The following is a 22,926-nucleotide window of genomic DNA, read 5'->3' as shown; positions in this document are numbered from 1 at the left end:
TTTTTTATGTCTATATTTAAGTGAAGGGGATGCAAGTAGAATGTTAACAAGAAAAAATCTATGGGTGTCATTGCTGTTAGTCTTGATGGTACTGACAAGCGGCTTCCAAACATCAGCTTTAGCGGCGGAGGGAAACCAAGGCAGTGTAACTGTATTAGGGCTGGACTCGACAGCAATAGCTCCTGAAAAGGCACTCCAATATAGGGAGAAAGAAACAGCTGCCGAGGCGCTGATTGATACGGTTGGTAAAGAAAACCTCGAATATACGAATAGCAGTTACGGCCCGATGCTAACCGGTATTAATGGAGTGAAAGCAGGAGAAAACCAATTTTGGGCTTTTTTTATCAATGGAATCTCTGCCCAGGTCGGACCGGATTCATATGTGGTTCAAAATGGTGACAAATTAACATTCCGGCTAACCGATTATACAAAACCAGCAAAATCGACGGTTTCTCTGAAAGTTGTCGATGATAAAAAGAAAACAGTAGCGGACTTTCCATCGTTAGAAGTGATTGGCAGTCCTAATGCATTTCAGCTATTACAAGTAGCTTTAGGAAATGACCAGGTTGGGTTTGAGGATACACAATATGGAAAGATGATTACTACATTAAAAGGTATTAAAGCGGAAGGATCTAACTTCTGGGGATTCTATGTGGATGGAAATATGGCTTCTGTTGGGGCAGAAAGTTACCAGCTTCAAAATGGAAACCAAATCAGTTTTCAACTTGAATCCTATACACCTGCTCCAGGAAATGGAGACAATGAAGAAAAAACACCAACAACACCGACAACACCGACAACACCGACAACACCGACAACACCGACAACACCGACAACACCGACAACACCATCAATACCATCAACACCGGCCACTGGGACAATCTCAGCAGATATTCTTCAAACAGCAGTAAATTCTACGAGTGCCTATGTGCTGAAAAACGAAGTGGGCGAATGGCAAGTCATTGCCTTAAAGCAAGCGGGAAAAGCAATTCCCAAGGACTATCTTGCAGGAGTAAAGGCAATAGTGAAAGAGAAACAAGGAAAGTTTTCAAGAATTACCGATACCGAACGATATGCTCTAGGGATTATAGCTGCAGGCGGTAATCCGACAAATGTAGAAGGGTATAATCTAATCGAAGCAATCTATAATGGAAATGTGACAAAACAAGGCTTAAATGGGGTTGCCTATGCACTAGTGGCCTTAGACAGCGCAGATTTCACTATACCGAATTCGGCCCAATGGACAAAAGAAAAACTGATCAGTTATTTGACGGATAGACAAAACAGTGATGGCGGCTGGGCGTGGGACGAAAGTTCAACAAGTGATATTGATACGACAGCAATGATTTTAACTGCCCTGGCACCGTTTAAGGATCAGGCTGGTGTAAAGGAAAAGGTTGAGGCAGCCGTCCAGTTTCTATCAACACAGTATCAAGCATCCAAAATTGATAATAGCTCAACAGCAGCCCAAGTGATTATCGCATTATCTGCGCTTGGAATCGATGCCAATAGCGGTGATTTTTCGAAAGACAATAACGGACTTGTAAAGTATTTGCTATCATTCCAAAATAAAGATGGCGGTTTTGACTGGCAGGGCGGGGATGCGAGTGACCCGTTTACAACCTCACAAGCGATTCAAGGATTAGTTGCCTATAAACTGTTTACAGATGGAAAAGGTTCCTTATACCATTTGACACTATCTGAGAATAATCCAGCTGTCGAGACACCGGCTGTTGGTACTCCGAAAACGGAACAACCTGCTCCAACTGCTGAAGTTGTGAAAACTACCAGTCAGACAGGACACGCACTTCCAAATACAGCGACGAATATGTATAACCTTTTAGCGTTGGGACTTTTATTCATCATTGCGGGTAGTGTTTTTTATATCAGACAAAGAAAACAAAACGTATGAAAATAAGGAATCCCCTCTTGGAATCACAAGAGGGGATTGATTGGAGGTACACATGAAAAGAAGATTTAACTTTGCTGTTCTTTTAGCCATTTTAGTAGTCATCTTTAGTTTAACAGGATGCGGTTCAAGTAACGCCAGTAACCAGGATACGAAGAAAGAAACAAAAACGGTTGAAGTAACCGCAAAAGCAGACAATAAAGCTGAGCAAGAGTCAAAGCAACAGATTACTGTTGAAGAAACGAAACCGGCAGCTGCTCCGGCAGTAACAGAGGAAAAACAGCAGCCAGCTTCCAAACCGGCAGCTCCGAAAATGGAAAGCGGACCAAGTCCACAGCCGGTTCAAAAAAGTTCAGCTGCAGAAAAGCCGTCTACTCCAGCAACAACAAGTAAAAATACTGTAACATCTACAGCAAAACCGGCAGGAACTACAACAAGCAGTACGACTAATCCAGCAGCAAAGACAACAACAAACACAACAACAAACACCAAAACAACAACACAGACAACTCCAGTTGTGAAGCCGGCAGTTCCAGCACCAAAGCCGGTGGCTACGGTTACGTTATCAATTGTTGGGCCAAAAGACAAAGGGACCATTCTTGCTCCTAGTAAGGTGAAAATAAATGATGGTGATACAATTTTTGATGTTGTAAAACGAACAAATATTGATATAGATTCAAGCGGCAGCGGAGCAACAGCTTATATAGAAGGTATTGATAATATTTATGAGTTTGATTATGGAGCAAAAAGCGGCTGGGTGTTTAAGCACAATGGTGTGAGTATCACCAAGAGCATCGGAGTTATAAAGGTAAAAGCTGGTGATCGGATTGAATGCTACTATACCGAATAATATTTTTAGGAGGAACAAGCGATGAGACTACGGTTTGATCGCTTTCATCCGTTTGTTACTTTTCTTTTTTATGCGGGAGCGGTATCCTTGCTAATATTAATGCTGCACCCCCTTTTTTTAGTGACCTCGATTGCAGTTGTTTTTTTGATTAATCTACTCCATGATCGCTTGAAACGGATTACGGCGCTGGTCGTTCTTCATTATCACGACCTTCCTGCTGATGGTGATGATGAATCCGCTGTTCAACGAGAGGGGACGGCATCTGTTAATGGAAATCAACCAACACCGTGTCACGGTTGAAGCGGTCGTTTATGGTGGAATGAATGCCCTCTCGATTATTGGGATTATCGCGTTATTCGTGTCTTATAATGTCATCATGACACCAAACAAACTATTATTTTTATTTGCCAAGATTTTACCGCAATTTGCTGTCCTCCTCATGTTAACCCTAAGATTTATTCCGTTAATGAGAAGAAGGCTGGAAGAGATAGCGATGGTCCAAAGAAGTAAAGGTCTTTCAGTCACTCATGGCAGCTGGAGAGCGAGAGTCAGAATTGGTATGCTATATGTGCAAACGTTATTGACTTTTTCGTTAGAAGAAGCGATTCAAACTGCTGACTCGATGAAAGCACGGGGCTACGGCTACGGACCACGTTCCTCCTATGAATATTTTAAAATGAACCAAGCAGATTGGATCGCGATTATGTATTTACTAAGTCTGCTCTCCTTTAGCATAGTTGAACGAATTTCAGGTTATGGTTTTCTTACCGTATACCCGTTGATGGAAACATGGCATCTTTCGTTGATGGATACAGCAGTTTTAATTTCTTATACATTATTTTTAAGTTTCCCATTATTAGTCGAGGCAGGTGGAATGTTCCGATGGCGCTTATCGAATTAACCGATGTGAGTTTTACCTATCCAGACAGTAAGGAACCTGCCATTCGGAATCTTTCACTAAACATCGAAAAAGGGCAATTCGTTGTCCTTTTTGGGGCATCAGGTTCTGGAAAAAGCACGCTGTTACGTTTATTAAAAAAAGAAATCCAGCCTCATGGTACGCTGTCAGGAAGGATTTCCATTAATGGTCAAGCAATTGAAGAGACCACCGAGCTAAGCAAGGAAGTTGGTTTTGTGTTTCAAGATCCGGAAAATCAGATTGTCGCCAATGATGTTTTACATGAAATCGTCTTTGGCTTGGAGAATATCGGCCTGGAACCAAATGAAATGAGAAACCGAGTAGCGGAAATGGTGCATTTTTTTGGGGCGGAATCCTTGCTGATTCGAAAATCACAGGAACTTTCCGGAGGGAAAAAGCAGCAAATAAACTTAGCCTCTGTCTTGATGATGCAGCCTTCTATTTTATTACTCGATGAACCTACTGCCCAGCTTGATCCTGTTAGTGCAAGGGAATTTATCGATCTGCTCAAGAGACTGAACGAGGAATTCGGGATGACCATTATTATGGCGGAGCATAGGCTTGAAGAAGTCTTTACCTTGGCTGACAAAATCATCATGATGGAAAACGGAAGAGTGGAAATTTCTGGGAAACCGAAATTGGTCCTTGGTGAGCTTTGGAATACTGAGTATAAGGCATATGTTCCGAGTATTCCTGCCTTATTTTTAAGTTTGGAGGGTCATGGCAGTGTCCCATTAACGGTAAAAGAGGGCAGGGACTGGGTACAAAAACAAAAGGTAGTGCCTAATTTTCCAAGACCAGCAAGGTACTTGCCCCAAACGAAAGAACGGTTAAAGCTGAAGAATATATCCTTTCACTATGATCAGAAAGGTGATAATATTCTAGAGGAACTTGAACTGAGCGTAAACCATGGTGAGTTTTATGCCTTACTCGGAGGGAATGGTTCAGGAAAATCCACCTTGCTTAAATTGATGGCTGGCTTGTTAAAACCTGATAACGGCAGCGTGTTTTTCGATAAGAAACCTTTAAAAAAATATAAACAGGTAGAATTAACGAAGAAGGTTGGCTATTTACCGCAAAACCCCAAGCTTTTTTTCATGCAGGACACCGTTGAAAAAGAGCTCCAGATGGCGCTAGAGCAGTGGGAAGCATCAAAAGCTTCCGATGTACAACAGCTGTTCGATCAATTAGGGATCTCCCATTTGATGTCAAGTCATCCTTATGACCTTAGCGGCGGAGAACTACAAAAGGCTGCCTTAGCATGTATCTTAGTCAGGAAGCCTGAGGTTCTTTTATTGGATGAACCGACTAAAGGGCTGGACCCTATCTCAAAAAGGAATTTGGCAAAAATACTTATTTCACTTCATGCAACTGGTATGACGATTCTAATATCGACCCATGATGTCGAGTTTGCAGCCCAGTATGCGACAAAATGCGGGATGATGTTTCAAGGCAAGATTACTTCTGAGGATGTACCGGAAAAGTTTTTCAAAGGGAACTTCTTTTATACGACGATGATCCAAAGAGTATTTCGCGGGCTGTCTCAGGAGGAAATTCTAGTGACTCTTGAGGGGGTCACACAGTAATGATTAAAAAGAGGGTCTTGATCAGTGGATTGCTTTTTGTGATCATGTTTGTGCTATTAGGGCTAAACTATATCTGGGAGGATTCCTATTTATGGTTGAGCTTCGGCCTCATCTTTTTAGCGATTATTCTTTTTCTCTTTCGTTTTGAAACTAGGAAGGTGGAACCTAGGGAATTGGTGCTTCTAGCCGTCCTCGCTGCAATTGCGGCAGTGGGGAGGATTCCATTTGCTAGTCTGCCAAGTGTTCAGCCCACGACCTTTGTCATTATGATGTCCGGTTATGTGTTTGGAGCAGAAAGCGGCTTCGTCATTGGAGCGGTAGCCGCGCTTGCTTCGAATATGTTGATGGGACAGGGGCCATGGACACCATGGCAAATGGTTTCATGGGGGTTAGTGGGTCTAACGGCTGGACTGTTAAGGAATACCCTATTTATGAAAAAAAGATGGGGGCAGATCCTGTTCGGCGTGATCTGGGGATACCTGTTTGGCTGGATTATGAACTTGTGGGGATTTATAGCACTGGTTCAGTCCGGCGGAGCCCAGTCTTGGAAGGCGTTTTTAGTTTATATGGCAGGCAGTGCCACCTTTGATACCTTTCATGCCATCTCCAATGTCTTCTTTTTAGTGGTGTTTGGCGGGGTCTGGATTAAGATTTTAATTCGTTTTAAACGGAAGTATGGATTATTAGAATAAAAAAACACCAGTTTTTTATAGGGCACTGAAAAGCCGTCAGTTTGTTAAGAATCTTAAAGTAACAACAAAAAAGGTATAATTTCTCTTAATGATGAGAAATTATACCTTTTTAAATTCAGACTAAGTAAAAGAACTCTGTTGATTGGAGCGGAAGGCGGCGAAGACTCCTGCGGGAGTACGGGACAGGGGAGACTCCGCAGGCGCAAGCGCCAAGGTGACTCCCCGGCACGCCCGCGGAAAGCGAAGCCGCCTGGAGCGGAAATCAACAGACAAATTACATATACAACTAAAATCTTAGGGCTTTTTCAGTACCCTCGTTCTTACTCGATTTTTTTCGTTATTCACTAAGCCCCTTTGCTTTATCGATTAAGGCATTTATCCCTTCCCCAATCGTATAGAAGGCCTTTTGAAGACCATTTTTCAACTCAGGTGCATGCTCTTTTATGGTTGAGCCAATTTTCTTCGCATTATCATTCAATTCGGCTCCAATCGCCTTCGCTTGATCATTGATACTCTTTTTAGGTGCCGATTCACCAGCCAGCTGGGCATTGATTGAGCTCACTTCAAAACTCTCATTAGGGAGATGGGTGATAGATTCTCGCATAATCTCTTTAAAAATCGGTACGACATTGGACGAACTAGCACTTGGCAGATAGTGCTGTCTGTCGGTTTGATCATAGCCAATCCAAATTGCACCGACAAGGTTCGGTGTATATCCCACCATCCACTGATCCTTCGTTCCGTTTACCCCGCTGAATGGCAGCTGGGTAGAGCCGGTTTTACCGGCAATCTGGACACCTTGGATATGGGCTTTTCTTCCCGTTCCCGTCTCAACTACATTCAATAACATGGAGGTCATGTCATTTGCTACCTTTTTAGTGGTTACTTTAGTAGTTTTTTCCTGTCGCTCGGCGATCACATTTCCTGTCGGACCGACAATTTTGGTAATTAAGTGACTGTCTTCCCGCTTACCATCATTAGCAAACGCTGTAAAGGCATTGGCCATTTGCAGCGGAGAAACACCTTTACTCATACCTCCCAGGGCAATCGCAAGGTTTTCGTCTTCTTTCTCTACGGGAATACCAAACCGTTTTAAGGAATCCAAGCCCTTGTTCAAACCAATTTTATTTAATAACCACACTGCTGGAACATTTAACGATTCCTCAAGGGCCTTGTACATTGGGACTTCACCAGAGAACGTCCTTGAAAAATTCTCCGGTTTGTAGTTTCCAAAAGTGGTTGGCTTGTCCTCGAGCTCGGATGAATATTGATAACCATTTTCTAAGGCAGGAGTATAAACTGCCAAAGGTTTAATCGAGGACCCCGGCTGAGCCTGTAATTGGGTGGCCCTGTTAAAACCACGGAAAACGTGCTCACCGCGGCCGCCGATGAGGGCACGGACACCGCCAGAGGCCGGATCCATTAGAACCGAACCACTTTGGACCAATTTTCCTCCCATACCACGAGGGAACAGATAGTCTTTTCTATAAACCCTTTCAAGTCCAGCTTGAAGATTCTGATCCATTTCTGTATAAATTCTGTATCCCCTAGTTAAAATCTCATCTTGAGTTAACCCATATTTAGAGATGGCTTCATTTAAGACAGCATCCACATAATAGGGATATTTACGTTCAACAAAGCTGCCGCCGCCATCGTGAAGGCGAATTTTTTCATTCTTGGCCGTATTGTATTCTGCCTCCGTAATCATCCCAAGTTCTTTCATTTTAGCTAAGACGACATCACGGCGTTTGATCGCTAAATCATAGTTATTATAAGGATTAAGATAGTTCGGCGAGTGTAAGAGGCCTGCCATCATTGCAGCTTCGCTGATGGTTACATCCTTAATATCCTTATTAAAATATTTTTTGGAGGCATTGCTGATTCCCCAAGCACCACCGCCAAAGTAAACTTGATTTAAATACATTTGCAGGATTTCATCCTTTGTATAAACTTTTTCAATTTTTACAGCTAAAAATAGTTCTTCCGCTTTCCGTTTATAGGTCCTTTCAGGGGAAAGCAGGGCATTTTTAGCTAGCTGCTGTGTTAAGGTACTTCCGCCGGCTGTAACCCTTCCAGCGAATATGTTCCCAAAAAGGGCACGGGCGATTCCTTTTATATCAAAGCCGCCATGCTCATAGAAGCGTTCATCCTCAATCGCCACAACCGCGTTAGGGACATACTTAGGTACTTCATTAATAGATAATCCCTTCGTTCGATTGGTAGCCACATTGCTGGCCACTTCTCCATCTTTATCATAAATAACCGTTGGCTGGCTTAAGCCTTGTTTTAATTGATCAACGTTTGCCCGCGATGCCAGCCAGCCAAAATATGCAATCGTTACTAAGACGACAATTAGAAGTAGTAATAATAAAATTTGGGTAAGATGTGTCCTTTTCCAGAAACGGACAATCATTCCCCAAAAGGGCTGTAATTTTTCCATGCTATCTCCTAACTTTCATAAGGAATTTTCGATTTCTTTATTATAGAATTTCTCAACTAAAAAGACCAATATTTAGACATATGACACCAAACCCATGATAACCGTGGACAACCTTTCCAATTCGTCAGCATATATTAGTGGAAAAAGGATAAGGAAGGGGTGGGCAGATTGATTAACTGGAAAGTCCGGTTTAAAAACCGGAATTGGGTCATTGCGTTTATTTCTCAAGTATTGATTATAGCAGAAATGGTCATAGCCGGCTTGAACTCGATGGGTCTGATTCATTTTCAATTAACAGATGCCATTCAAAACTCAATTTTAACTATTGTGAATGCCGTGTTTGTATTGTTGTCTATGGTAGGTATTATCCAAGATCCTACAACCAAAGGGGTCAGGGACAGCGACCAAGCGCTACAATATAAAGAGCCAAAATAATCTGGTGTGACAGTCAGTATCCATATGGTACTGGCTTCGTTGTTGTGAAAATTGTAAGAATAATCTTTACATAGCTCCCACAGATTGGTTTACTAGAAAATGAACCTTTAAGAATGTGAGGATTACATGATGGTTAAAGTCAAAAACTATATTGGTCAGTTTCATCCTATTGTTTGGGTATTATTAATTGGTACGGTCTTATCGAGGGGATCGGCCTTTATGACATTACCGTTTCTATCCATCTATTTATCAAGAAATATGGACCTCTCCCCCATTATCATTGGCGTGACGGTGGGGATGAGCCCTTTAATGGGGACGGTCGGGGGATTTATCGGCGGACATTTGTCGGACCGGTTTGGCCGTAAACCAGTGATGCTGATCTCACTTTTTACTGTTGCGTTTGTTTATTACGGATTTACCGTAGCAACAGGAGAAGGTTGGTTTATTCTGCTAAACGCCGTAAATGGACTGAGCAACTCCTTCTTTGAACCGACATCTCAAGCATTGATGGCGGATTTAACGGATAAGGAGCGGAGATTGAAGGTTTATTCCTTACGTTATACGGCCTTGAATATCGGTGCATCAATTGGCCCTTTAATTGGTGCTTATTTAGCAACTACCTCCGCTAAGCTATCGTTTGCGATTACAGGAACGACTTATATACTTTATGCGATCGTGTTGGTGTATTTTTTAAATAAGCTTGTTATACAAAAGCAAGGGCAGCAAAGGAAGAAGAATGTTTCCTTCGGCGATGCCTTTAGAATCGTTCGAACGGATAAAGCCTTAAGATATCTCATTATTGGCATTACCCTCATTAATATGGGCTACGCGCAAATTGACTCCAATTTACCACAAGTGTTAGAAGGAAAACTTGAGAATGGAGTTGTTGTTTTTTCAATCCTATTAACGATTAATGCGATTATGGTCGTGTTCCTGCAAATGCCGATCAGTCGTCTGGCAGAAAAATTTAGATTGATGCAAGTGATGTTTGTTGGTTCGTTTTTTATGGCAGCAGGGTTAATCAGTTTTAGTTTTGTGCATGGCTGGGTCACAGCGGTCATTGCTATGGTTTTAGTAACCTTTGGTGAAATCTTAATTTTCCCCTCCAATAGTTTAATGATCGATCAACTGGCACCGGAACATTTAAGGGGAACCTATTTCGGAGCAGGGCAATTTCGAAAAATCGGGAACTTCCTCGGTCCGATTTTCGGCGGTTTTCTTCTCAGTCATTACCAGGGTCATATCATGTTTTTAGTCATCGCGCTAATTACTCTTAGTAGTATCGTCTTCTTTTCAAGTGGTAACAGGTCTTTCCTAAAAATGAAATCTATCGAGAGTAAGGGGTTATAAAAAAATGCCTCCAGCGTTAGGAGGCATTTCTTACACTTATCTTAAAATATCTTCAATCCTTGCTAATGTTTCAGCACTTAGTTTAACACCAGAGGCTTTGACGTTTTCCTCCATTTGTTCAGGACGGCTTGCACCGACTAATGCACTTGCGACATTATTTTGCCGTAAAATCCAGGCTAGTGCTAGATTTGCTAAGGATAGCTCATTGTCAGCAGCTACCTCTTTTAGAAGTTCGACGCGATCAAGATTCTCGTCAGTTAACAATCCAAACAGACCCTTATAATTTTCTTGGGCGGCCCGGCTACCTTCAGGTGCTTTTTCCCCTTTTTTATATTTGCCAGTCAATACTCCTTGAGCAAGCGGAGACCATACCACTTGGCCAATTCCATGTTTTTCTGATACTGGAATGACCTCTTTTTCAATATAACGCTGCAGCATGCTGTATTGTGGTTGATTGACGACAATCCGATCAAGTAATCTTTTATCTGCAAGATGGACGGCTTCGCTAATTTGCTCGGCTGTCCACTCACTAACACCTACATATAATACTTTTCCTTGACGGACAAGGTCATCTAGTGCCCGTAAGGTTTCTTCGAGCGGTGTTTCTGGATCATAACGGTGGCAATAATAAATATCAACATAGTCAGTATTTAGGCGTTTTAAGCTGGCGTGACATTGTTCAATGACATGTTTCCGTGAAAGACCACGGTCATTTGGTCCATCGCCCATTGGCCAGAAAACCTTGGTTGCAAGTACATAGGAATCACGAACATATTTTTTAAGCGCTTTACCAACAACTATCTCAGCTTCCCCGCGCATATAGACATTGGCCGTATCGAAAAAGTTAATACCCAGATCGTAGGCTTTGTCGATCGAGGCGGCGGCATTTTGCTCCTCGACATATCCTCCGTATGTAAGCCAGCTTCCCAAACTTATTTCACTAACCTTCAAGCCTGTGTTTCCTAAACGACGGTATTCCATTACATCCACTCCTCCAAAAAATTTCGAAGCACAAACTAAAAATACTATATTATTGGCGAAATTGTCTACAAATTAGAAAAATTTTGATAAGATAAACTATATAGCTTAATAGGGAAAAAATGACAGAAAAAAATTTGGTACATTGAATGTGTTGCACATTTAGAAACCAATAGAAAAGGGGCCTGGATATGTCAGTCTGGTTGATAATTACTGCGGCATTCTTCCTGTTTGTTGTTTTAGAGGAATCGATTTATTATAGTTGGAATCGGTATGTCTTTGGAAAAAACGTTGAGATGAGACGAAAATGGAAAAACCGATTGTTGGTTGATTTAAAATTCTTTAAACGAAACAAACCAATTGAGGTTGAGACAAATAATCGAGAAAAGAGCTCCCACTTATGATGGAGTTCTTTTCTTTTTGTAATAACTTGTCAGTTTGTTTGTGACTCACTCTGCTTTTTCTTCTTTTTAAGGAAGGATCGGACCAATCGAATACAAAAGAACAGGGCAAACAAAAACACAATCACGTATTCCGCTGGTTCCATTACCCGGAAGGGATTTAAGGCCTTCCAAATTAGTAATTTAGGCTCGGTACCCATAATGAAATCGATGAGAATAATTAAGCTGAGCATCCCGCCGGCTAATATAAAAACAACCATTATGGCTTTCATAAGTTCACCCTCATTCCAAGTTACCGATAGTATTCAGAGATATAAAACTCCTTATACTGTGTATCCTGATGTTTTTTGCTTGAATGGATATTGGTGTGTTTTTTGGGGAAAATAGCCATTATCAATCTTTTGCAAATGGTGGTGGGGTCTTGTGTCAATCTTATCTCAAATATTGAAAAAGAAACAACAGAAACGACAGAACGATAATTATCGGCAAAAACAAGATCCACTTAAGCCAGAGAAATTGCCCATTCTGCGTGATGTTAGCGAAAATCTAGAAAGAATAAAAGCTGAATTAGGTAATAGTTCAGATGTTACGATTCGTAATATCACAGTAAGCAGTCATAAGGCTGCACTGGTATTTATTGATGGACTTGTAGATACCGTAAGCATTAGTGATTTTCTAATCGAACCATTTATGGAGAAGGCAGTAATTCCAGACCAACAGGATATATTTCAATATGTCGTCGATAAAGCCGTTGCCATGGGAAGCGTCCAGTCGATTGATAATTGGAATCAAGTATATGATTCATTGTTATCAGGAAATACAATTATTTTTATAAATGGTTTCACTAAAGCGATCAGTACTGAAACAAAAGGGTGGGATAAGCGATCGATCACAGAACCGACCACACAGCTATCTATCCGCGGCCCAAAGGATTCATTTACAGAAACTTTAAGAACCAATACAGCTTTAATCAGAAGGCGGATTAAAAGCCCTAATTTATGGCTTGAAGCAATGAAAATAGGGACCGTTACCCAAACTGATATTGCGATTATGTATATAAAGGGAATTACGAACGATAAAATTGTGAAGGAAGTAAGAGAAAGATTACAACGAATTGATATGGATTCCATCCTTTCATCAGGATATATCGAACAATTAATTGAAGATCAAGCATGGACAACGTTCCCAACAACTTTTCATACGGAAAGACCGGATGTCGTCTCGTCACAGCTGCTTGAGGGAAGAGTTGCCATTGTGGTAGATGGATCACCATTTGTCCTGACAGCACCAGCCGTATTTATCCAATTTTTTCAAGCGCCAGATGATTATTATTCCCGTTTCGATATCTCAACAGGAATTAGACTCCTTAGGATTATTGCTTTTTTAATTGCCCTAGTAGGACCAGCAACCTATATTGCTGCTACAACGTTTCACCAAGAAATGATTCCAACCACAATGGCCATCGCGATTGCTGCTCAACGTGAAAATGTTCCTTTTCCTGCCTTTGTCGAAGCCCTGATTATGGAAATCACCTTTGAAATTTTAAGGGAGGCGGGCTTGAGACTTCCACGTGCCGTAGGCCAGGCCGTTTCGATTGTGGGTGCATTAGTTATTGGGCAGGCTGCGGTACAAGCTGGATTCGTTTCACCTGTTATGGTCATTGTCGTTTCGGTAACAGCCATCGCTAACTTCTCAACCCCTATATTTGCGATGGCCATCGCTGCGAGATTGCTTCGCTTTGTTTTAATGGGATTGGCTACGATGTTAGGTTTTTATGGAATGATGCTCGGTCTCATGTTCATGGCGATTCATTTATGCTCACTACGCTCGTTTGGAATACCTTATATGATGCCTATAGCACCTTTTAACTTAAAGAATCAACAAGATGCCTTTGTTCGCTTTCCGCTATGGGCAAATAAACATAGACCCCCTTTTATGGCGAAAGGAAATATGCTTAGGAGTGGAAAGGGTCAAAAGCCAGGTCCTCCTAGTCCTGATGAAGGAAATAGTAATCAAGGTGAAGAGTCATGAAAAAATGTCTAATCATCGTTACGATCCTATTAATGCTTTTGCCACTGCTAAGTGCATGCTGGAATCAGAAGGAATTAACTGATTTGGCCCTTGTAATGGCTTTGGGAATTGATAAGGGAAAAGATAAAAAATTTAAGCTCTCTTTTCAGCTTGTAAATCCCGGTAACGTAACAACCGGACAAAACGGAGGCGGGGGAGGTCAAGGACTCCCGATTGCCGTTTACCGGAGTACTGGGGACACGATAACAGAGGCGGCTAGAAACGCTACGAAAAAGATTTCACGACGCCTTTATTATGCTCACACCAATATTGTGGTCATCAGCGAAGAAATTGCCAAAAAGGAATTGCTTTATATTTTGGATGCACTAGACCGAGATCCTGAATTTCGAACCACGACTGAGATGGTTGTCGCAAGAGGCTGTACCGCAGAAGAAATAGTGACGACCATTACAATTCTCGACAGGCTGCCAGTCAACAAGATTACCAAACAGATTAAAGCATCAGAAGCAATGCTTGGTGAAAATGCGTCTGTAAATATTGATGAATTTCTTACCGGTTTAATTAGTAAGGGAAAACAGCCTTTTTTAAATGGATATCGCCTAGTCGGCATTAAATCAAAAGCAAGAAAAGCAGAGAACTTGGAAAAAACCACAACCGATGCTTTTCTGTCTTCAGATGGGTTGGCCATCTTTCATGGAGGGAAATTGCGAGGCTGGGTCGATCATGACAAAGCTCGAGGAATTATCTGGATTATGGATAAGCTCAAAAGTACAGATATTACTATCGCTTGGAAAAAACAGAAAAAGGCACTTGTTGTAAATACAATACGCTCCAAAACAAAGGTATCAATAAAGTTTATTAATCAGAAGCCGCAAATAAATATTAAAGTAGATAGTGAGGGATGGGTTAGTGAAGCCAACACAGACATCGATTTAACTAATCCTGAAATTATTGCTCAAATAGATAACCTGGTTGAAAAGGAGATAAAAAGGCAAATTCTGGACTCGGTTAAAGCCGGGCAAAAATTAAAAACTGATATTTTTGGATTCGGAGAAAAGGTGCATATTGCTAACCCTAATTTATGGAAGAAACTAGAAGGTAATTGGGATGAAGAATTTGCCGCATTAAAGGTCAATGTGAAAGCTGATTTTTTTGTCCGCCGCGAAGGAATTCGAACGAAGCCATTTTGGTCTTCAATGTACAAATAAACTATGGCAAGGGGGGAGAGGGATGGAAAGCGCAAAAATTAATGCCTATCAACTATTTGTCGTGATTGTTCTATTTGAGATGGGGAGTGCGATCCTCGTTGGTCTTGGAGCCCAGGCCAAGCAGGATGCCTGGATCGCTATTTTATTAGGACTGGGAGGCGGATTAGGTGTCTTCCTGATCTATTTTCAACTATACAAATATTATCCAGAGATCCCCTTGACAAGTTATGTTCAAAAAATTGCAGGAAAATGGATGGGCCGAATGATTGGGGTTTCGTATATCATTTATTTCCTCTATTGTGCGGCCAGGGTACTCCGTGACTTTGGGGAATTATTGACCTCTACCATATACACCGCGACCCCTTTAATTGTTATTAATTGTTTAATGATTTTTACAATTATTTATGGCATTCATAAAGGATTTGAAGTAATAGCAAGGGTGGGCGAACTTTTTTTTATTGTCATCTATATGATGGCGTTTGTGGGATTCGCTTTAATCATGTTTTCAGGATTAATTCATTTGGAAAATCTCCGTCCTGTCTTAGAGAATGGCTGGAAACCTGTCCTGAAAACATTCATAGCAGAAACCATTAACTTTCCGTTCGGGGAGATGGTTGTCTTTACCATGTTGCTGCCCTATTTAAATGATTCGAAAAAGGCAAAATGGGTTTGTCTTGGGGGCATGATTCTAGCTGGCATAAATATTACCATAACCGCGGTAGTTAATGTGGCTGCATTGGGTGCCTCTTTATTTACACGGGCTAATTTCCCGTTATTATCCACGATCAGCAAGATTCAGTTAGCAAACTTTATTGAACGGCTGGATGTCCTTTTCATGTTATATCTTGTCATTGGTGGTTTCTTTAAAATAGCAATCTTTTTCTATGCGGCTGTTGTAGGAACGGCTGATATCTTTGGATTTAAAAATTACACAAGACTCAGCTTTCCTATGGGGGCACTTGTTTTATTTGCATCGATTACGATTGCATCCAATTATGCAGAACATATAAAAGAGGGGCTTGAAGTGGTCCCTGTCTATTTACATTGGCCATTTCAAATCTTGATTCCTTCATTTTTATTAATGATCGCATTTATTCGAAACAGAAAAAAGAAGGCGGAAAAGCCAAAAAAACTGCCAATGGAATAAAAAGAACTTTATGGCAGTTTTTTGACTTTTATTTATTCCTACTGACCGCTTTTGTTATTCCCTGCTTTATCGGCAGAGCGATATCAACGGATGTTCCTTGATTCTTTTGACTATTAAAACGAATGGTTCCATTGTGAGCTTGAACAATTTTAAAGCTGACGGTTAATCCTAGACCCGTACCTTTTTCCTTCGACGAATAGAACGGCTCACCAAGCTTTGCTAATCGTTCCTTTGAAATACCTGTGCCATTGTCCTTTACTGTAATTATCACTTGTTCACCTTGTACAGGATGAATGGAAATTTCGACCGATCCACCTTTAATAGAAGCCTCGATTGCATTTTTAATAATATTAATAAACAATTGTTTAAGCTGATTAGGTTCGCATTCAATAAAGATTTCCTCTTCCAGAAAAGAGGAGACAATTTGAACATTATAGTAAATGGCTTCAGTACTTAACAGCGAGATGACATCACTTAAAAGCTTTTGGAGGTCGGCTCTAGAAAATTTAAGATGCTGCGGCTTGGCTAAAAGCAATAGCTCGCTGACAATATGATTAATCCGGTTTAATTCATCAAGCATAATCCGATAATAAAATTGGTGTTTTTCGTCTTCCATTTGCAAAAGCTGTACAAACCCCTTTAAAGAGGTAAGTGGATTACGAATCTCATGTGCCACACTAGCAGATAGTTCTCCTACGACTGTAAGCTTTTCTGTTCTCCTAAGTCGTTCCTCCGTTTTTCTCAGAGTAGTGACATCGCGGCCATAGCCAATAATTCCGGATATTTTCCCATTAACAATAATCGGGACTGAAGTACATTGCAGGGTGATTGGATTGCCGTTTCGATGGGAAATCTTAACTTCATACATAATCGGTTTGACTTCTTCGACAACGGATTGAATAAAGTCTGGCAGGAATTTTTTATACTTTTTAGGTAAAAGAGTTGTTGCGGATTGACCAATCCATTCTTCACGCTTAAATCCTGTAATCAAGTCAAAATAAGGATTTAAATTGGTGATGGTTCCTGCTAAATCCAGCATATATACTATATCCGGACTATATTCGAATAAAGATTTATATTGCTGCTGGCTTTCCGCTAATCTTCTTGCCATTTCCTTTTTTTCGGTAATATCTCGTCCGATAACAACTAACCCTTGTCTGCTTAGATCAGGATTGAATAACGGGACTTTGATGGTATCAAACGTTCTAGATGTCCCATCAGGCATTTGAAGAACCTCTTCAATTCGGGTTATCCCGCCGTTCATCCATGCATGCTCATCAGATTCTTCACAGTATCTGAGCGCATCGCCATGATAATCGGAATTCTCAGCAAGCTCGGAGTCCTTTTTCCCACGGTAGTCTACATCTTCGAGACCGAACAATTGCAAACCAAATTCATTTGATTCAATCCATCTGCCTTCACCATCCTTAAAGTTAACAAAGTCAACCATGGAATTGATAAGGGTGGAAAGTCTCTTTTGATCCTCTTGGGAATCTGTTAATTCCTTTTGTTTGCTGTAGGAAAAATAAATAAATGCCCCTGTTACAATAATATAAAGGATTTCTTTTGTCCTCTCGACAATCCAAATATGGGGAGCAGGGACAAATTGTTCAATCAGATAGTTAGATCCATAAACCCAGACCACACTACTTATTATATAAAGGAAAACTAGCTTTTTTTTATCCATGTCATTCTCCAATTCTTCCTAGGAACTAGTTTCCCAGAATAATAGAAAACATATCTACTATATAGTACTAGAAAATGTTGATTTTTGGAATGAAAAAAAGCAAACTGCAATTTTATGGAAGCTTATCCAACTTCAATGCATATTCGCGGACTATCTCCACCGTGACTAATTTTCGGGTGGGTATATTTCCCTGTCTGGCAAGATTATTAATCTGCTGGGTAACCTCATTGATATAATCAGTCGTAAACGGTTTGCCGGCTTGGCATAATGCCACTGCTTCTTCGATATACCTTTCTCTTAATTGGTCAAGAGAAAGAAAATCATTAATTTTTTTATTTTGTTTGCTAACATGTGCGGTAATCTCTTTATGAACACTCATCCCTTTCAACCCCTTTATTGTCAATATTTTAGAACACTCTTTTCCCGAGAATTAGTAAATCTCTTTCGATTCCATCTAATTCTGCTACATTCGGAAGGTGTGCCCATTTTTCAAATCCAAAGCTCGTAAACAGCTTAATGCTTGGTTGATTATGGCCAAAAATGAACCCAAGTAAAGTTTTGATCCCAAGCCGTGGACAAGCATCAATGGCTTTTTGGATTAGGAACTTACCGAGCTTTTTCCCGCGAAAATCATGATGAATATAAATACTTACCTCGGCAGTCGAGTTATAGGCAGGTCTGCCATAAAATGATTGAAAGCTGACCCATGCACAAATTTTCCCGTTCGTTTCTACCACCCATAACGGACGAAACGCAGCTGAATGCTCGTTGAACCACGGCATCCTGCTTTCAATCGATACCGGTTCTAAGTCGGCTGTAACCATCCGTCCGGAAATAGTGGAGTTATAGATGTCAATAATGGTTGACATGTCATTTATTTCTGCATCTCTAATTGTGAAAGCTTCATACATAGGAAAAGTCCACTCCGTTTTAATTAAGATAGATTTTATGATAGCTCGGTATACCTTTTATTACAAGAACATTCGCAAAGAAAGACCCTTTCCATGAGTGAAAAGGGTCCTTTCTTTAAATGGCGCCTGATTGGCAGCCATTTGTCGTTTCGATACTAAGACGTTCGCTTACCAGCGATGGGCCTTAGCATTGCTCCTTAAGATGATCTGATTTTGCGACACTCTTGTTTGACCGTTCACCTGTGCTTTGGTGTGCTTCGGTCTCGTAAAAGTGTAGTGAAAAAGCTCCGATTGGGAATCTAATTGATCTCTGTAGCTCATCAACTATCACCTCATCATAGGATTTGAAACGGATATTCAAAAGAATATCATCCTTATCATTTGTAAAAAGGAAGGAAAATAGTCAATAATCTTAAATGAATCAAAAAAGCCCTAAACGTTAAAATAAAAAGGCAGTCAATAACAATGAAAAAGGATGATTTTTAATGGAAATGTCAGGAAATACAATTTTAATTACCGGAGGGGCATCAGGTATTGGCTTAGCGTTTGCCGAGCGCTTTTTAGAGAGAGGCAATGAAGTCATTATTGTCGGCCGCCGCGAAGAAAAATTACGCGAAGTTAAGGAGAGATTTCCAACTATACATACGAAGGTTTGCGATGTATCAAAGCAGGACGAGAGAATAAGTTTGTTTGAATGGGCAACAAAAGAATTTCCCCAAGTAAATGTACTTGTTAACAATGCCGGTATCCAGCAAAGGGTCAATCTTTTGAATCCACAAGAGAATTGGGATTATTACCGCAATGAAATTTCGATAAATGTCGACGGTCCGATTCATTTAACCATGTTGTTTACACCACACCTTCAAAAACAAGCGCAGGCAGCCATCTTAAATGTAACATCTGGATTAGCGGTTATGACTGGTGTTTGGGTGCCCGTTTATAGTGCAACAAAAGCAGCACTTCATTCTTTTACTACATCACTGCGCCATCAGCTGGCAGAAACAAACATCGAGGTTGTCGAAATCCTGCCTCCTGCTGTCAACACCGATTTAGGAGGAGCTGGCTTACATACATTTGGTGCTCCGTTAACTGATTTTGCCGACACGATTTTTGCCGAACTTGAAAAGGGTGAGGTTGAAATTGGTTATGGCGGCACGAAGGAGAGGCTTCACGCGACAAGAGAAGAAATTATGCAAGGCATTAAAGGAGCATGGCAGAACTTTTTGAAAAATAACCCCGGCTTTCGCAGCTAAAGACCATAACTAGTGTGCTTAAGGAGAAATATATGGCTATGTAATCGCTTTAAAAACAGTAATAAAGTGTTCACAAGATTATTCATTAGATTGATGTAAAATGAATACATCAATTAGTTTGTGATTCGACTCACAAACCAAAATACAACGTGCAACACAAAAGAGGCGAATAAAATGGTTCATTTATCTTTAAGCGCACTACTGATCCGTTTTGTATTAGGAGGACTGGCTGTTGTCGCATGTACGCTCGTCGCCAAGAAGCTTGGTGAAAAAGTTGGCGGCATCTTTGCAGCATTCCCAGCTGTTTATCTAGCGGCATTACTGACGATTGGTTTAGACTTTCATGGCGGTCAGCTCATTTCCCATTCAATCATGTTATCAAGAGGCGCTATTTTTGGAATGGCGATTAATATAGTAGTGGCACTTATTGCAGGCTATCTCCTTCCCAAGGTTGGCTGGAAAAAAGGTATTGTCCAGTCGATGGCCTGTTGGTTTGCTGTTTCAGTTATCGTCGTATTGATTTCTTCACATTAATTGAAAAGGGTGAGCAACATGATTAAACAAGATTTATTTATGCGTTTTTTACTCGGCGGGACAGCAGTTTCTTTAAGCTATTTGATTACAATCGTATCACCATGGAAGATCTTAGCAGGAATCTTTGCAGCGTTTCCGGCGGTAATGCTGACAGCTGTTATTATGGTAGGAATTTCATCTGGAACGAAGAAAGCGACAAATATCGCCCGAGGTTCCGTTTATGGAATGATGGGAGGAATTATTTGTGTTATCGCTGTCCTCGTATCTTTACAGGAAACAAACAATTGGCTCTTTAGTATTACCATTGGTTTAGTCTCTTGGCTAGTAAGTTCTGTTACCATTTCAACCTTACGCGAGCGCGCGGTAAGGAAAGCGGTCCGTCAGGCTTAAATAACCATCAATCCTCTGCATTTTTGATGCGGAGGATTTTTTTATGAAAAATCCAAATAATGCTTGTATTATCTGAAATTTCGGAATAAAATTAGAGATGACATACTAACCGGTAGGTATGTATTGAATCCTTCCTGCATACTCTTTTATTGAAAGAAAAACTAGATTTCAAGAATATGAATGGAGTGAAAAAAATGCATTTACGACTAACGGACGAACAAAAAATGGTGCAAAAGACAATTAGAAGATTTGTAGAAAAAGAACTCATTCCACTTGAAAATGATGTATTGAGAAATGAACGTGAAGGAAGACCAAGTCTACCTCCCGGTAAATTAAAAGAGCTGCAGCTAAAGGCAAAGGAAGCTGGCTTCTGGGGAATCAATACGCCTGTGGAATATGGCGGTGCTGATCTTGGACAAATGATGATGGCCATCGTCTTAATGGAAGTATCAAAAACCTTTGTTCCATTTTCATTTGGCGGCTCGGCAGATAATATTCTTTATTATGGAAATGAAGAACAAAAACAAAAATATTTACTTCCAACGATTAATGGCGAGAAAAAATCCTGCTTTGCGATGACTGAGCCAGGTGCTGGCTCTGATACAAGGAATATTAAAATGACAGCTGTTAAAGACGGAAATGACTGGGTACTAAATGGTGAAAAAACGTTTATTACCGGCGGGAATGAAGCTGATTTTGTCATGGTTATTGCGATTACCGATAAACAAAGGCATCAAGAAACACAGGGCCGTGAAGGTGTGACGTGCTTTATTGCCGACCGTGAGATGGGCTGGAAATCCGAGTATATACATACGATGGGGGACTGGGGTCCAGCCGGCTTAGTATTCGATAATGTTCGTGTTCCTGAAGAAAATATCCTCGGCGAATTACACAAGGGATATAACCTTGGGTTGGAATGGATTGGCTTTGCCAGATGGATCGTCGGGGCCAGAGCAGTTGGATCGGCCGAGCGTTTATTGCAAATGGCAATTGATTATTCAAGGGAACGGATTACCTTTGGTAAACCGATTGCCGAACGACAAGCAATCCAATGGCAAATCGCCGATTCCGCGGTTGAAATTGAGGCAGCCAGATGGCTTGTATTAAACGCGGCGTTTACGCTCGATCAGGGTGAAGATAACCGTCATCTTGCCTCGATGGCGAAGCTTTATGGCTCAAATATGGGCAATCGAGTAGTCGACCGTGTTCTGCAAATACATGGCGGGATGGGGTATACGAAGGAATTGCCAATTGAACGCTGGTACCGTGAAGCGAGATTGTGGAGAATTTACGACGGAACCGATGAAATCCAGCGTATGATTATTGCCCGCAATTTAATTAAAGGTCATGTCAAGATAGGTCAATACGTATAGAAATAATGTAAGCGTTATCTAAAATACTTTTTAAAACAGGAGGAAGAGAGATGGCTGGAAGATTTTCAGGAAGAGTGGCATTTGTTACAGGAGGAAGCCGAGGAATTGGCAAAGGAATTGTCGAGCTGTTTGCTGAAGAGGGGGCAAAGGTGGCTTTAATCGATCTAAATGAAGAGGCCTTAAATGAAACTACCAGTGAATTAAGAGAAAAGGGCTATGAAGTTTATTCAAAGGTTGCCAATGTCGTTGACTCGGAACAAGTAGAGACGGCTGCTAAAGAGATTTACGAGACATTTGGATCCTTAGATATCCTTGTCAATAACGCTGGGGTGATCAGAGATAATCTGTTATTTAAAATGACGGATTCTGATTGGCAAACGGTCATGGATGTCCATTTAAAAGGCTCCTTTAATGCTGCTCGTGCTGCACAAAAATACATGGTCGAGCAAAAATATGGGCGGATTATCAATATTTCATCTACTTCTGCACTTGGTAATCGCGGCCAGGCCAATTATGCCGCGGCAAAAGCAGGCTTACAGGGCTTTACCAAGACACTAGCCATTGAGTTGGGCAGATATGGCATCACAGCTAACTCCGTAGCGCCTGGCTTTATTGAGACAGAAATGACGAAAGAAACAGCGGCAAGGATTGGGATCACTTTTGATCAATTAATTCAAGCAAGTGTAGCTCAGATTCCGGTGGGCAGAAGCGGCAAACCGGCTGATATTGCCAATGCTGTAGCCTTCTTTGCTGATGAAAGATCATCGTTTGTGAATGGCCAGGTCATCTATGTGGCCGGCGGGCCAAAATGCTAATAGGGTGAGGTGAGGAT

The 22,926-nt window shown here is 41.0% G+C and carries 24 protein-coding genes; 17 read left to right on the top strand and 7 right to left on the bottom strand.

Annotated features, from left to right (window positions below; all coding sequences use genetic code 11):
• The first annotated feature begins 40 nt into the window (after window positions 1–40).
• Genes ACZ9EE_RS04420 through ACZ9EE_RS04395 form a run of 6 tightly spaced genes read left to right on the top strand, consistent with a single transcriptional unit; the run spans window position 41 to window position 5,956 of the window.
• Window positions 41–1,912, top strand: coding sequence for a DUF4430 domain-containing protein (locus tag ACZ9EE_RS04420; RefSeq protein ID WP_476025463.1), 1,872 nt, complete (start codon window positions 41–43; stop codon window positions 1,910–1,912).
• Window positions 1,913–1,964: 52 nt separating this feature from the next.
• Window positions 1,965–2,759 (top strand): DUF4430 domain-containing protein, encoded by a 795-nt coding sequence (locus tag ACZ9EE_RS04415; protein ID WP_476025462.1) that lies wholly within the window; start codon window positions 1,965–1,967, stop codon window positions 2,757–2,759.
• 21 nt (window positions 2,760–2,780) lie between these two features.
• A complete protein-coding gene (locus tag ACZ9EE_RS04410) occupies window positions 2,781–3,059 on the top strand; it encodes a hypothetical protein (RefSeq protein WP_476025461.1) in 279 nt (92 codons plus the stop codon).
• Window positions 2,980–3,660 (top strand): energy-coupling factor transporter transmembrane component T, encoded by a 681-nt coding sequence (locus ACZ9EE_RS04405; RefSeq protein ID WP_476025460.1) that lies wholly within the window; start codon window positions 2,980–2,982, stop codon window positions 3,658–3,660. The genes ACZ9EE_RS04410 and ACZ9EE_RS04405 overlap by 80 nt, the downstream gene beginning before the upstream one ends.
• Window positions 3,642–5,264 (top strand): ABC transporter ATP-binding protein, encoded by a 1,623-nt coding sequence (locus ACZ9EE_RS04400; RefSeq protein WP_476025459.1) that lies wholly within the window; start codon window positions 3,642–3,644, stop codon window positions 5,262–5,264. The genes ACZ9EE_RS04405 and ACZ9EE_RS04400 overlap by 19 nt, the downstream gene beginning before the upstream one ends.
• Complete coding sequence (locus ACZ9EE_RS04395) at window positions 5,264–5,956, top strand: ECF transporter S component (RefSeq protein WP_476025458.1); 693 nt, start codon at window positions 5,264–5,266, stop codon at window positions 5,954–5,956. The genes ACZ9EE_RS04400 and ACZ9EE_RS04395 overlap by 1 nt, the downstream gene beginning before the upstream one ends.
• A gap of 337 nt (window positions 5,957–6,293) precedes the next feature.
• Here ACZ9EE_RS04395 and ACZ9EE_RS04390 read toward each other — a convergent pair whose 3' ends face one another.
• Window positions 6,294–8,396, bottom strand: coding sequence for a transglycosylase domain-containing protein (locus ACZ9EE_RS04390; RefSeq protein ID WP_476025457.1), 2,103 nt, complete (start codon window positions 8,394–8,396; stop codon window positions 6,294–6,296).
• A gap of 168 nt (window positions 8,397–8,564) precedes the next feature.
• On the opposite strand from ACZ9EE_RS04390, the gene ACZ9EE_RS04385 reads away from it, so the two are divergent.
• Together ACZ9EE_RS04385 and ACZ9EE_RS04380 are read left to right on the top strand one after the other, a co-directional pair.
• Window positions 8,565–8,831: a phage holin gene (locus ACZ9EE_RS04385; protein ID WP_476025456.1), complete on the top strand. Its 267-nt coding sequence runs from the start codon at window positions 8,565–8,567 to the stop codon at window positions 8,829–8,831.
• 126 nt (window positions 8,832–8,957) lie between these two features.
• Entirely contained in the window at window positions 8,958–10,181 is a 1,224-nt protein-coding gene (locus ACZ9EE_RS04380) for an MDR family MFS transporter (RefSeq protein WP_476025455.1), read from the top strand.
• 36 nt (window positions 10,182–10,217) lie between these two features.
• On the opposite strand, the gene ACZ9EE_RS04375 is transcribed toward ACZ9EE_RS04380, so the two are convergent.
• A complete protein-coding gene (locus tag ACZ9EE_RS04375; protein WP_476025454.1) occupies window positions 10,218–11,162 on the bottom strand; it encodes an aldo/keto reductase family protein in 945 nt (314 codons plus the stop codon).
• 188 nt (window positions 11,163–11,350) lie between these two features.
• Between ACZ9EE_RS04375 and ACZ9EE_RS04370 the strand changes: the two genes are divergently transcribed.
• On the top strand, window positions 11,351–11,563 hold the full coding sequence (locus ACZ9EE_RS04370; RefSeq protein WP_476025453.1) for a hypothetical protein: 213 nt from the start codon (window positions 11,351–11,353) through the stop codon (window positions 11,561–11,563).
• Window positions 11,564–11,592: 29 nt separating this feature from the next.
• On the opposite strand, the gene ACZ9EE_RS04365 is transcribed toward ACZ9EE_RS04370, so the two are convergent.
• Window positions 11,593–11,832 carry a YczF family membrane protein gene (locus ACZ9EE_RS04365; RefSeq protein WP_476025452.1) on the bottom strand — a complete coding sequence of 80 codons (240 nt, stop codon included), beginning with the start codon at window positions 11,830–11,832 and terminating at the stop codon, window positions 11,593–11,595.
• A 157-nt stretch (window positions 11,833–11,989) separates the two neighbouring features.
• Here ACZ9EE_RS04365 and ACZ9EE_RS04360 point away from each other — a divergent pair, with 157 nt between their 5' ends.
• The 3 genes from ACZ9EE_RS04360 to ACZ9EE_RS04350 are packed head-to-tail and all read left to right on the top strand — an operon-like array spanning window position 11,990 to window position 15,946.
• A complete protein-coding gene (locus ACZ9EE_RS04360; protein ID WP_476032852.1) occupies window positions 11,990–13,591 on the top strand; it encodes a spore germination protein in 1,602 nt (533 codons plus the stop codon).
• A complete protein-coding gene (locus ACZ9EE_RS04355) occupies window positions 13,588–14,799 on the top strand; it encodes a Ger(x)C family spore germination protein (RefSeq protein WP_476025451.1) in 1,212 nt (403 codons plus the stop codon). The genes ACZ9EE_RS04360 and ACZ9EE_RS04355 overlap by 4 nt, the downstream gene beginning before the upstream one ends.
• Before the next feature lie 22 nt (window positions 14,800–14,821).
• Window positions 14,822–15,946 carry a GerAB/ArcD/ProY family transporter gene (locus ACZ9EE_RS04350; RefSeq protein WP_476025450.1) on the top strand — a complete coding sequence of 375 codons (1,125 nt, stop codon included), beginning with the start codon at window positions 14,822–14,824 and terminating at the stop codon, window positions 15,944–15,946.
• Window positions 15,947–15,974: 28 nt separating this feature from the next.
• Here ACZ9EE_RS04350 and ACZ9EE_RS04345 read toward each other — a convergent pair whose 3' ends face one another.
• The 4 genes from ACZ9EE_RS04345 to ACZ9EE_RS04330 all read right to left on the bottom strand — a co-directional run bounded on the left by ACZ9EE_RS04345 (window position 15,975) and on the right by ACZ9EE_RS04330 (window position 18,865).
• Complete coding sequence (locus ACZ9EE_RS04345) at window positions 15,975–17,633, bottom strand: PAS domain-containing sensor histidine kinase (RefSeq protein ID WP_476025449.1); 1,659 nt, start codon at window positions 17,631–17,633, stop codon at window positions 15,975–15,977.
• A 112-nt stretch (window positions 17,634–17,745) separates the two neighbouring features.
• Complete coding sequence (locus tag ACZ9EE_RS04340) at window positions 17,746–18,012, bottom strand: YpbS family protein (RefSeq protein ID WP_476025448.1); 267 nt, start codon at window positions 18,010–18,012, stop codon at window positions 17,746–17,748.
• Between the two features lie 28 nt (window positions 18,013–18,040).
• Window positions 18,041–18,544, bottom strand: coding sequence for an N-acetyltransferase family protein (locus ACZ9EE_RS04335; protein WP_476025447.1), 504 nt, complete (start codon window positions 18,542–18,544; stop codon window positions 18,041–18,043).
• A 168-nt stretch (window positions 18,545–18,712) separates the two neighbouring features.
• Window positions 18,713–18,865, bottom strand: coding sequence for a YpzG family protein (locus ACZ9EE_RS04330; protein WP_098531610.1), 153 nt, complete (start codon window positions 18,863–18,865; stop codon window positions 18,713–18,715).
• 164 nt (window positions 18,866–19,029) lie between these two features.
• On the opposite strand from ACZ9EE_RS04330, the gene ACZ9EE_RS04325 reads away from it, so the two are divergent.
• The 5 genes from ACZ9EE_RS04325 (at window position 19,030) to fabG (ending at window position 22,909) form a co-directional block, all read left to right on the top strand.
• The gene (locus ACZ9EE_RS04325; protein WP_476025446.1) at window positions 19,030–19,797 is read left to right on the top strand and encodes an SDR family oxidoreductase; all 768 of its coding nucleotides are present in this window, start codon (window positions 19,030–19,032) and stop codon (window positions 19,795–19,797) included.
• Window positions 19,798–19,971: 174 nt separating this feature from the next.
• On the top strand, window positions 19,972–20,331 hold the full coding sequence (locus ACZ9EE_RS04320; RefSeq protein ID WP_476025445.1) for a DUF3147 family protein: 360 nt from the start codon (window positions 19,972–19,974) through the stop codon (window positions 20,329–20,331).
• Window positions 20,332–20,349: 18 nt separating this feature from the next.
• The gene (locus ACZ9EE_RS04315; protein ID WP_476025444.1) at window positions 20,350–20,721 is read left to right on the top strand and encodes a DUF3147 family protein; all 372 of its coding nucleotides are present in this window, start codon (window positions 20,350–20,352) and stop codon (window positions 20,719–20,721) included.
• A gap of 194 nt (window positions 20,722–20,915) precedes the next feature.
• The gene (locus tag ACZ9EE_RS04310) at window positions 20,916–22,094 is read left to right on the top strand and encodes an acyl-CoA dehydrogenase family protein (protein WP_476025443.1); all 1,179 of its coding nucleotides are present in this window, start codon (window positions 20,916–20,918) and stop codon (window positions 22,092–22,094) included.
• Between the two features lie 50 nt (window positions 22,095–22,144).
• Window positions 22,145–22,909, top strand: coding sequence for a 3-oxoacyl-ACP reductase FabG (gene fabG, locus ACZ9EE_RS04305; RefSeq protein ID WP_476025442.1), 765 nt, complete (start codon window positions 22,145–22,147; stop codon window positions 22,907–22,909).
• The last annotated feature ends 17 nt before the right edge of the window (window positions 22,910–22,926 follow it).

The organism is Bacillus sp. URHA0034 (genome assembly GCF_056280405.1).
Note: the sequence above shows the minus strand (reverse complement) of the source record. Positions and strands in the feature narration are given on the sequence as shown.

What these genes read in the sequence shown, in the direction of transcription:
- ACZ9EE_RS04420 (WP_476025463.1), top strand. Translation starts at nt 41, where the DNA reads ATGTTAACAAGAAAAAATCTATGGGTGTCATTGCTGTTAGTCTTGATG.
- ACZ9EE_RS04415 (WP_476025462.1), top strand. Translation starts at nt 1,965, where the DNA reads ATGAAAAGAAGATTTAACTTTGCTGTTCTTTTAGCCATTTTAGTAGTC.
- ACZ9EE_RS04410 (WP_476025461.1), top strand. Translation starts at nt 2,781, where the DNA reads ATGAGACTACGGTTTGATCGCTTTCATCCGTTTGTTACTTTTCTTTTT.
- ACZ9EE_RS04405 (WP_476025460.1), top strand. Translation starts at nt 2,980, where the DNA reads ATGGTGATGATGAATCCGCTGTTCAACGAGAGGGGACGGCATCTGTTA.
- ACZ9EE_RS04400 (WP_476025459.1), top strand. Translation starts at nt 3,642, where the DNA reads ATGGCGCTTATCGAATTAACCGATGTGAGTTTTACCTATCCAGACAGT.
- ACZ9EE_RS04395 (WP_476025458.1), top strand. Translation starts at nt 5,264, where the DNA reads ATGATTAAAAAGAGGGTCTTGATCAGTGGATTGCTTTTTGTGATCATG.
- ACZ9EE_RS04390 (WP_476025457.1), bottom strand. Translation starts at nt 8,396, where the DNA reads ATGGAAAAATTACAGCCCTTTTGGGGAATGATTGTCCGTTTCTGGAAA.
- ACZ9EE_RS04380 (WP_476025455.1), top strand. Translation starts at nt 8,958, where the DNA reads ATGATGGTTAAAGTCAAAAACTATATTGGTCAGTTTCATCCTATTGTT.
- ACZ9EE_RS04375 (WP_476025454.1), bottom strand. Translation starts at nt 11,162, where the DNA reads ATGGAATACCGTCGTTTAGGAAACACAGGCTTGAAGGTTAGTGAAATA.
- ACZ9EE_RS04370 (WP_476025453.1), top strand. Translation starts at nt 11,351, where the DNA reads ATGTCAGTCTGGTTGATAATTACTGCGGCATTCTTCCTGTTTGTTGTT.
- ACZ9EE_RS04365 (WP_476025452.1), bottom strand. Translation starts at nt 11,832, where the DNA reads ATGAAAGCCATAATGGTTGTTTTTATATTAGCCGGCGGGATGCTCAGC.
- ACZ9EE_RS04355 (WP_476025451.1), top strand. Translation starts at nt 13,588, where the DNA reads ATGAAAAAATGTCTAATCATCGTTACGATCCTATTAATGCTTTTGCCA.
- ACZ9EE_RS04350 (WP_476025450.1), top strand. Translation starts at nt 14,822, where the DNA reads ATGGAAAGCGCAAAAATTAATGCCTATCAACTATTTGTCGTGATTGTT.
- ACZ9EE_RS04345 (WP_476025449.1), bottom strand. Translation starts at nt 17,633, where the DNA reads ATGGATAAAAAAAAGCTAGTTTTCCTTTATATAATAAGTAGTGTGGTC.
- ACZ9EE_RS04340 (WP_476025448.1), bottom strand. Translation starts at nt 18,012, where the DNA reads ATGAGTGTTCATAAAGAGATTACCGCACATGTTAGCAAACAAAATAAA.
- ACZ9EE_RS04335 (WP_476025447.1), bottom strand. Translation starts at nt 18,544, where the DNA reads ATGTATGAAGCTTTCACAATTAGAGATGCAGAAATAAATGACATGTCA.
- ACZ9EE_RS04330 (WP_098531610.1), bottom strand. Translation starts at nt 18,865, where the DNA reads ATGAGCTACAGAGATCAATTAGATTCCCAATCGGAGCTTTTTCACTAC.
- ACZ9EE_RS04325 (WP_476025446.1), top strand. Translation starts at nt 19,030, where the DNA reads ATGGAAATGTCAGGAAATACAATTTTAATTACCGGAGGGGCATCAGGT.
- ACZ9EE_RS04320 (WP_476025445.1), top strand. Translation starts at nt 19,972, where the DNA reads ATGGTTCATTTATCTTTAAGCGCACTACTGATCCGTTTTGTATTAGGA.
- ACZ9EE_RS04315 (WP_476025444.1), top strand. Translation starts at nt 20,350, where the DNA reads ATGATTAAACAAGATTTATTTATGCGTTTTTTACTCGGCGGGACAGCA.
- ACZ9EE_RS04310 (WP_476025443.1), top strand. Translation starts at nt 20,916, where the DNA reads ATGCATTTACGACTAACGGACGAACAAAAAATGGTGCAAAAGACAATT.
- fabG (WP_476025442.1), top strand. Translation starts at nt 22,145, where the DNA reads ATGGCTGGAAGATTTTCAGGAAGAGTGGCATTTGTTACAGGAGGAAGC.